At 41.6% G+C, this 6,237-nt stretch carries 9 protein-coding genes and 1 rRNA gene; 5 read left to right on the forward strand and 5 right to left on the reverse strand.

Annotated features, from left to right (window positions below):
- Nucleotides 1–163: 163 nt before the first annotated feature.
- The gene (locus tag WFH18_RS16305) at nucleotides 164–478 is read right to left on the reverse strand and encodes a rhodanese-like domain-containing protein (RefSeq protein WP_004733697.1); all 315 of its coding nucleotides are present in this window, start codon (nucleotides 476–478) and stop codon (nucleotides 164–166) included.
- A 91-nt stretch (nucleotides 479–569) separates the two neighbouring features.
- Here WFH18_RS16305 and WFH18_RS16310 point away from each other — a divergent pair, with 91 nt between their 5' ends.
- Together WFH18_RS16310 and WFH18_RS16315 are read left to right on the forward strand one after the other, a co-directional pair.
- Complete coding sequence (locus tag WFH18_RS16310) at nucleotides 570–1,058, forward strand: YajQ family cyclic di-GMP-binding protein (protein WP_004281601.1); 489 nt, start codon at nucleotides 570–572, stop codon at nucleotides 1,056–1,058.
- Between the two features lie 28 nt (nucleotides 1,059–1,086).
- Nucleotides 1,087–1,590, forward strand: coding sequence for a DUF4442 domain-containing protein (locus WFH18_RS16315; protein ID WP_004733694.1), 504 nt, complete (start codon nucleotides 1,087–1,089; stop codon nucleotides 1,588–1,590).
- A 63-nt stretch (nucleotides 1,591–1,653) separates the two neighbouring features.
- On the opposite strand, the gene WFH18_RS16320 is transcribed toward WFH18_RS16315, so the two are convergent.
- From WFH18_RS16320 to WFH18_RS16330, 3 genes are read right to left on the reverse strand one after another with little or no spacing between them, the layout of a single operon-like run.
- Nucleotides 1,654–2,091: an acyl-CoA thioesterase gene (locus tag WFH18_RS16320; protein WP_211100818.1), complete on the reverse strand. Its 438-nt coding sequence runs from the start codon at nucleotides 2,089–2,091 to the stop codon at nucleotides 1,654–1,656.
- Nucleotides 2,092–2,096: 5 nt separating this feature from the next.
- A complete protein-coding gene (trxC, locus tag WFH18_RS16325; protein ID WP_004733689.1) occupies nucleotides 2,097–2,528 on the reverse strand; it encodes a thioredoxin TrxC in 432 nt (143 codons plus the stop codon).
- The gene (locus WFH18_RS16330) at nucleotides 2,529–3,425 is read right to left on the reverse strand and encodes an alpha/beta hydrolase (protein WP_004733687.1); all 897 of its coding nucleotides are present in this window, start codon (nucleotides 3,423–3,425) and stop codon (nucleotides 2,529–2,531) included.
- 125 nt (nucleotides 3,426–3,550) lie between these two features.
- Here WFH18_RS16330 and WFH18_RS16335 point away from each other — a divergent pair, with 125 nt between their 5' ends.
- The 3 genes from WFH18_RS16335 (at nucleotide 3,551) to WFH18_RS16345 (ending at nucleotide 5,989) form a co-directional block, all read left to right on the forward strand.
- Entirely contained in the window at nucleotides 3,551–3,886 is a 336-nt protein-coding gene (locus WFH18_RS16335) for a TIGR01244 family sulfur transferase (protein WP_004733684.1), read from the forward strand.
- On the forward strand, nucleotides 3,879–4,301 hold the full coding sequence (locus WFH18_RS16340) for a beta-lactamase hydrolase domain-containing protein (RefSeq protein WP_004733682.1): 423 nt from the start codon (nucleotides 3,879–3,881) through the stop codon (nucleotides 4,299–4,301). Before WFH18_RS16335 ends, WFH18_RS16340 begins: the two co-directional genes overlap by 8 nt.
- A 305-nt stretch (nucleotides 4,302–4,606) precedes the next feature.
- On the forward strand, nucleotides 4,607–5,989 hold the full coding sequence (locus WFH18_RS16345) for a dihydrolipoyl dehydrogenase (protein ID WP_017397643.1): 1,383 nt from the start codon (nucleotides 4,607–4,609) through the stop codon (nucleotides 5,987–5,989).
- Between the two features lie 157 nt (nucleotides 5,990–6,146).
- On the opposite strand, the gene rrf is transcribed toward WFH18_RS16345, so the two are convergent.
- A 5S ribosomal RNA gene (gene rrf / locus WFH18_RS16350) occupies nucleotides 6,147–6,237 on the reverse strand; the annotation flags it as partial.

The following is a 6,237-nucleotide window of genomic DNA, read 5'->3' on the forward strand; positions in this document are numbered from 1 at the left end:
CTTGACAAGACGCTGATCCAGGCCAGAGATGTTAAATTGAAGAGCATGCTCTTCAATTTAACGCAAAGTTCAGGAATTGTGTAGATACCTATGCCTAAAAGGAGAGGGAAAAATATTAGCCCCATTAAAAAAGCGCCTTGCGGCGCTTTTTTTGACAGAATGCTTATGCACCCTGTTCAAGCGGTAAGCCTGCATCACGGGCAGCACGAGTACCACCCATCAGAATGACATATTCACGTGAGCTGTCAAAACCCTCTAGTTTTTCCGCAGCACGTGGAGCTTTACTGCCCCCACCACACAAGATGTAAATGGGTTGATCCGCTGACACCTGAGTTAGGCTTTCTGCTGAAAGATCGTTAATGGGCTGATTCACCGCCCCTTTCACGTGTGCTTCAGCAAAAGCACTTGAATCGCGTACATCCCAGATAATTGCATTTTCTGGGAACTCAAATGTTGTAATTTCTTGTTTACGGATCATTGCGCACTCCTTTGATGTAAACAACACTTGGCAAATGAAGAAAACATCCCTAGCATCTCAGATATTCTTTCCCTTTGTAAAGGTCTAAACTATGCCTTCTTTCGATATTGTTTCTGAATTAGAAATTTTTGAAGTAAATCATGCAGTTCAAAACACCCAAAAAGAAATCGCGACCCGCTTTGATTTCCGTGGTCAGGACGTTTCTATTGAACTGAATGAAAAAAACAAGGAAATCAAAATCTCGACTGAAAGCGATTTCCAGTGTGAACAAGTCTATAGCATGCTGGAAAGTCATTTCTTTAAACGCAAAGTCGATATTCAGGCGCTTGATCCACAAAAAATGACGGCTTCTGGCAAAAATGTGATTCAGGTGATCAAGCTTAAAGATGGACTTGACTCAGATACCGCAAAAAAAATTAATAAAGCCATTAAAGAAAGTGGGATTAAAGCGCAATCTTCGATTCAGGGCGACAAGATTCGTGTAACTGATAAAAAACGCGATACCTTGCAACAAGTAATGGCATTCTTGAAAGAACAACAATTTGGTTTGCCTTTACAGTTCAACAACTTTAAAGATTAAGACCGTTCTGTGTCTTAAAGTAGGAATTATGACGCATCGCAATCGACTGACCAAACTGGTGAACGCCACTTCCAGATTACCACAAGGTATACGCAGTGCTTTACTGAGTAAAACTTTTGGCCGTGTGGTTCCCATGGTAGGCTCTGCCAAGATTCGCTATGTAGAGCTGAGTCCGGCAAAAGTCGTGGTCACAATCGCCAATCATAAAGCTATGCAAAACCATATTGGTCAGGTACATGCCTGTGCCATGGCTTTACTGGCAGAAACCGCGACTGGTTTTGTCACTGCAATGAATGTGCCGGATACGGCAATTGTGCTGATCAAAAGTTTAAAGATTGATTTTAAACGCCCGACGCGCGGTGCCATGACTGCGATTGCTACGCTTACATCCGAGCAGCAAGCCTTGATGCAAAGTTCAGATAAAGGCGAAACATTGGTTCAAGTTGTGGTAAGTGATGAATCAGGTGAAGCTCCGATTCAATGTGAAATGCTCTGGGCCTGGATTGCCAAGAGCCAGCTTAAGAAATCATAATTTCTTCTTTTAGACAAAAAAATCCCAGATATTAAATCTGGGATTTTTTATTTCAAGCCATTATTAGGCTGATTGCGATTCTAAAAGCTTCTGTTTCGCGTCTTCTGGAATCAGACGTTTGTTGCCTTTGACATCTACTGCAACAAAGGTAAATACCCCTTCGGTCACCCGAATCGGTGGGCGTGAATCATCATGACTGTCCCAAACCTCGATTTCCATCTGGATAGAGGTCTTGCCTACTTTTAAAATTTTGGTATAACAACTAATCACGTCTCCGACTTTTACCGGTACCAGAAAAGTCATCTGGTTAATCGAAATCGTGGCACAACGTCCCTTTGAAAATCGTTCTGCGTGAATCGCGCCTGCCAAGTCCATTTGTGAAACGATCCAGCCACCAAAGACATCACCACTCCAGTTGGTATCTGCAGGCATTGCGATCGTCTGTAGGGAAAGAATCCCCTCTGGTCTTACTTGAGAATCTGACACTTTCACTCCAGGCATTTGAATTAGGGTTGGGTATTTAACTGCTGATCAAGCCATTTTTGCAGCTCGCTTGATCGTAATGCACCGCTTATTCTAGCAATTTCGTTGCTTTTATTCATCAACACCAGCGTCGGAATACTGCGAACATTAAATGCCGAACTTAAGCGAGGATTCGCTTCTGTATCAATTTTTGCAAAAACCACATTTGGATATTGTTTTGCGACAGTCGCAAAATGCGGTGCCATCATTTTACAGGGACCACACCACTCTGCCCAGAGATCAATCAGGATTGGTAAGTCACTATGCGTGACAAACTGGCTGAAATTCTGCTCATTTATTTCAATCGGTGCCAGTGGAATCAGGGCTTGATGACATTGACCACAAGCAGGGTTGGCAGTGAGTTTATCTTCAGGGACACGGTTTTTGGCCAGACATTCCGGACATACAATAATCATCTAGCGCACTCCAATATGTTGATGTAAGAATTCTAATTGGGTCGAAACTGCTTTTTCAAACCATTCCCCATGATAAATATCAAAATGTCGGATATTCCACTCATGATATTGCACAAATGGTGCAATATTGGTGGCAGTTTCCCGACTCGATTCAATTGGAATCAGACTATCCCGTTTTGCCGCAATAAACAGTACTGGAATATTAATCTTTCTTACCTCCTGAATCGGTCGATAGCGCATCAGTTTGAAGAATGCCCGTGCAGGAATATGACCACTCCAGTAATAATCCGGATTGACAATCGACAGATAACCTTCATAACTGTCCTGTGTCGGCATAAAACATAGCTCAGGCGGATCAACTACAGGTAAGGTTTTTGGTGCCATACCAACCTTGGCCCCCATATAATCCTGACTGGAAACTTTAAGCGCCTTGGGGAGTTGTTGTAAAGGATATAGTTGGGCACTTTCAGCCCCATCGACAAAAGGCACCTGTACCATCGCCGCCTGAATATTTTTCAGCTCTGCTGCAAGTGTCAATACGTGCCCACCACTTAAGGCCGTACCCCAGAGCACGATCCGTTTACTGTCAATCGATTTGCGTTCCTGAATATGTCTGATCATGGTTCGCCAGTCATCGAGCTGGGCATTGATCGACACCAGTTCACGTGGACGCCCAGTGCTGCCGCCCCAATAGCGATAGTCAAATAAAACCACCGCATAGCCGGCACTGGCAAAACGCTGGGCATATTGCACCAGTTTAAATTGACGTAAGGCAGCCAGACCATGAGCCATCAGGATTACGGCCGGTTTTTCTATATTTTTAGGCCGATAAAAATCTGCAGCAATCACTTCCTGACCGCTTTTGACATACAGTGGTTCAACTGTATAAGCCTGCATACGCGCTCCATTGCGTTATCTTATGGTTATCATCATTTATAAAAATTTCAGAACAGGTTCAGCATGTTTTCAGCTTAATGCTATCATAAAGCATATCGATATAAATGAAATGATGGAGTGGCGTCATGAGCGAAAATGTAGGTTTTGCTGGTCAAATTGGTCCGGAACACGTAACTCAAGTGGTTGAGAAAGGTTTTAAATCGATTATCAACAACCGTCCGGACATGGAAGGTGGTTCCGAGCAGCCAACCAGTGCACAAATCGAGGAAGCTGCACGCAATGCCGGTCTGGATTATGTATTCCAGCCAGTAGTAGCCGGTCAGATTACGGAGCTTGATGTACGCACTTTTGTCAATCATTATAATGAGTTACCAAAACCGATCTTGATGTTCTGCCGCACCGGAAACCGCTCGAATAACTTATATCAACTGGCAAAACAGATGGATCTGCTGGATGACTAAGTCGTTTTGGAAAGGGGTGTTGCTAACAACATATTTTAGCTGTATTACACCTGTTTTTGCTGCAAATGATCTTAGCCGTGCGCTGACCTCTACGGTGAGTGTCACAGGGCAAATGACACCAAGCAAGTTTCAGCAATTGATTCAGCAAGGTTTCAAATCTGTGATTGTAAATCGTCCTGATCAGGAAACTGGTAATAATGTCACGGTAAGTCAATTACGCTCCATTGCGGAGAAATCTCAAGTTAGTGTGATTTATCAGCCTGTGGTGAGTGGCCAGCTTTCTCAGGCGAATATTGAAGAATTTGCTCGATATTATAATGAGCTGCCTAAACCAATTTTGATGGTTTGCCGTAGTGGCACACGTTCAGCTGCTTTGTTTAATCAGGCTAAATCTCAAGGATTGATTCATGAATAAGTTATTGATTATTTTATGTTGTAGTTTGGCTTTTGCCGGTTGTAGCTCGATGAATTTGAAGCCGACTGTGGGTGTAAGTGTGGGAACATCGATTTAACTTGCTTAAGTTTAAAATGAAATATATTTAAGTCCAAATAGATGACAAGTAAATAAATTAACTGAAATCCTTCAAGTAGATGTTGATGTTTAGTTATCTTTTGCTCACTTGAGTATGTTTACTTTAATGTAATGAATTGCTACAAAGCCCTCTTGTTTTGAGGGCTTTTTTGTATAGTGGTAAAATATTACGACATGATTTTAATATAATGTACGACCTCATCATTATTGGCGCAGGCACTGCAGGAATCAGTGCTTATAACGAAGCCGTCGAATATACCCAAAATATTTTAATTATCAATGATGGCCCGTGGGATACAACCTGTGCCCGTGTAGGTTGTATGCCAAGTAAATTGCTAATCTCCTCTGCAAATCGCATGCATGATATTCAAACTGCTGAAGACCTTGCTTTACAACATAATGCTGTCATTGATCCTTCAGATGTGATGCAACGTGTGCATGTCTTTAGAGAACGTTTTATTCTCGCAACCTTGAAAGGTGTCGATCAATGGGACAGCTCACATAAAATTTCCGGAAAAGCCAAATTTATTGATTCCCAAACGATCGAAGTCAATGGACAATACTATCGGGCCAAAAGTTTTATTGTCGCTGTAGGCTCACGCCCCAATATTGATGAAACTTTAAAGAAAAAATTAACAGACAAATACATCACTTCCAATGAAATATTTGAATTCTCCCAATTACCTAAGTCTTTAGCAGTAATCGGGAGTGGCATCATTGCAATTGAATTAGCTCAAGCCATGCAACGACTGGGTGTACGAACCACAATGTTTGCGCGTAGTCAAAAAGTAGGTGCTTTAACTAGCCCGATCTTACAAAAACTAGCACAAGAGCAATTAAGTAAAGAACTGAATATCAAATTTAAAATTTTGCCAGATAAAGTTGAAATACAGGATGATAAAGTAAAAATTAACTTTACAGAAAATGATCAGACTAAGAATATTGAAGTTGAATATGTCTTAGCTGCCACAGGTCGACAAAGCAATATAGATCGTTTAGGTCTAGATCAACTCAATTCAACATTCAAGGACATCAAAAACCTTCCTATCGATAAAGAAACCAAACAACTTGCAAACCTACCTATATTTATAGTCGGTGATGCCGCACTTGATACCCCTATTCAACATGAAGCCGCGCATGCGGGTAAACAGGCGGTTTATAACTGTTTAAATTATCCGGATGTAAAGCCTATTCCTGCCTTAACCGCATTGGCGATTGTATTTTGTCATCCTGAAATGGCGATTGTCGGAAAAAATTTTAAACAGCTAGAAGATCAACACGTCGAATTTATTCGGGGATTCGTCTCTTATGAAAACCAAGGACGTGCTCTAGTTTTGGGAGAAAACTCAGGTGGAATAGAAGTTTATTTTGATAAAAACTCCGGTAAATTACTTGGCGCAGAACTATTCTGTTCACAAGCAGAACATCTGGCCCATTTACTGGCTTGGATGATTGATGCCAATCAGGATATTCATCAGATTCTAGCCAAACCTTTTTATCATCCGACTTTGGAAGAAGGACTCAGAACGGCATTTAAACATGCTCGACGTCAGTTGGATGCATTGCTATAAAGGAGCTATAAACCTATTACGCTTTAAAATTAGTTCTTGCTCTAGTCTAATATTGAGCAATGTTGATGTTAAATTTATATATGACATATATAAGACGATTATTTCGCGCATAAAAAAACACCCCCTATCATTTGACAGGGGGTGTTTTGGAATAATGAGCTGGCGATGACTTACTCTCACATGGGTAACCCCACACTACCATCAGCGCTAAGAGGTTTCACTTCTGAGTTCGGGAAGGGATCAGGTGG

The organism is Acinetobacter sp. USHLN143, from assembly GCF_037145695.1.
Taxonomy (GTDB): Bacteria; Pseudomonadota; Gammaproteobacteria; order Pseudomonadales; family Moraxellaceae; genus Acinetobacter; species Acinetobacter fasciculus.

Excerpts from the sequence above, each read along its gene's own strand:
- WFH18_RS16305 (WP_004733697.1), bottom strand. The coding sequence starts at position 478 with ATGATCCGTAAACAAGAAATTACAACATTTGAGTTCCCAGAAAATGCA.
- WFH18_RS16310 (WP_004281601.1), top strand. The coding sequence starts at position 570 with ATGCCTTCTTTCGATATTGTTTCTGAATTAGAAATTTTTGAAGTAAAT.
- WFH18_RS16315 (WP_004733694.1), top strand. The coding sequence starts at position 1,087 with ATGACGCATCGCAATCGACTGACCAAACTGGTGAACGCCACTTCCAGA.
- WFH18_RS16320 (WP_211100818.1), bottom strand. The coding sequence starts at position 2,091 with ATGCCTGGAGTGAAAGTGTCAGATTCTCAAGTAAGACCAGAGGGGATT.
- trxC (WP_004733689.1), bottom strand. The coding sequence starts at position 2,528 with ATGATTATTGTATGTCCGGAATGTCTGGCCAAAAACCGTGTCCCTGAA.
- WFH18_RS16330 (WP_004733687.1), bottom strand. The coding sequence starts at position 3,425 with ATGCAGGCTTATACAGTTGAACCACTGTATGTCAAAAGCGGTCAGGAA.
- WFH18_RS16335 (WP_004733684.1), top strand. The coding sequence starts at position 3,551 with ATGAGCGAAAATGTAGGTTTTGCTGGTCAAATTGGTCCGGAACACGTA.
- WFH18_RS16340 (WP_004733682.1), top strand. The coding sequence starts at position 3,879 with ATGACTAAGTCGTTTTGGAAAGGGGTGTTGCTAACAACATATTTTAGC.
- WFH18_RS16345 (WP_017397643.1), top strand. The coding sequence starts at position 4,607 with ATGTACGACCTCATCATTATTGGCGCAGGCACTGCAGGAATCAGTGCT.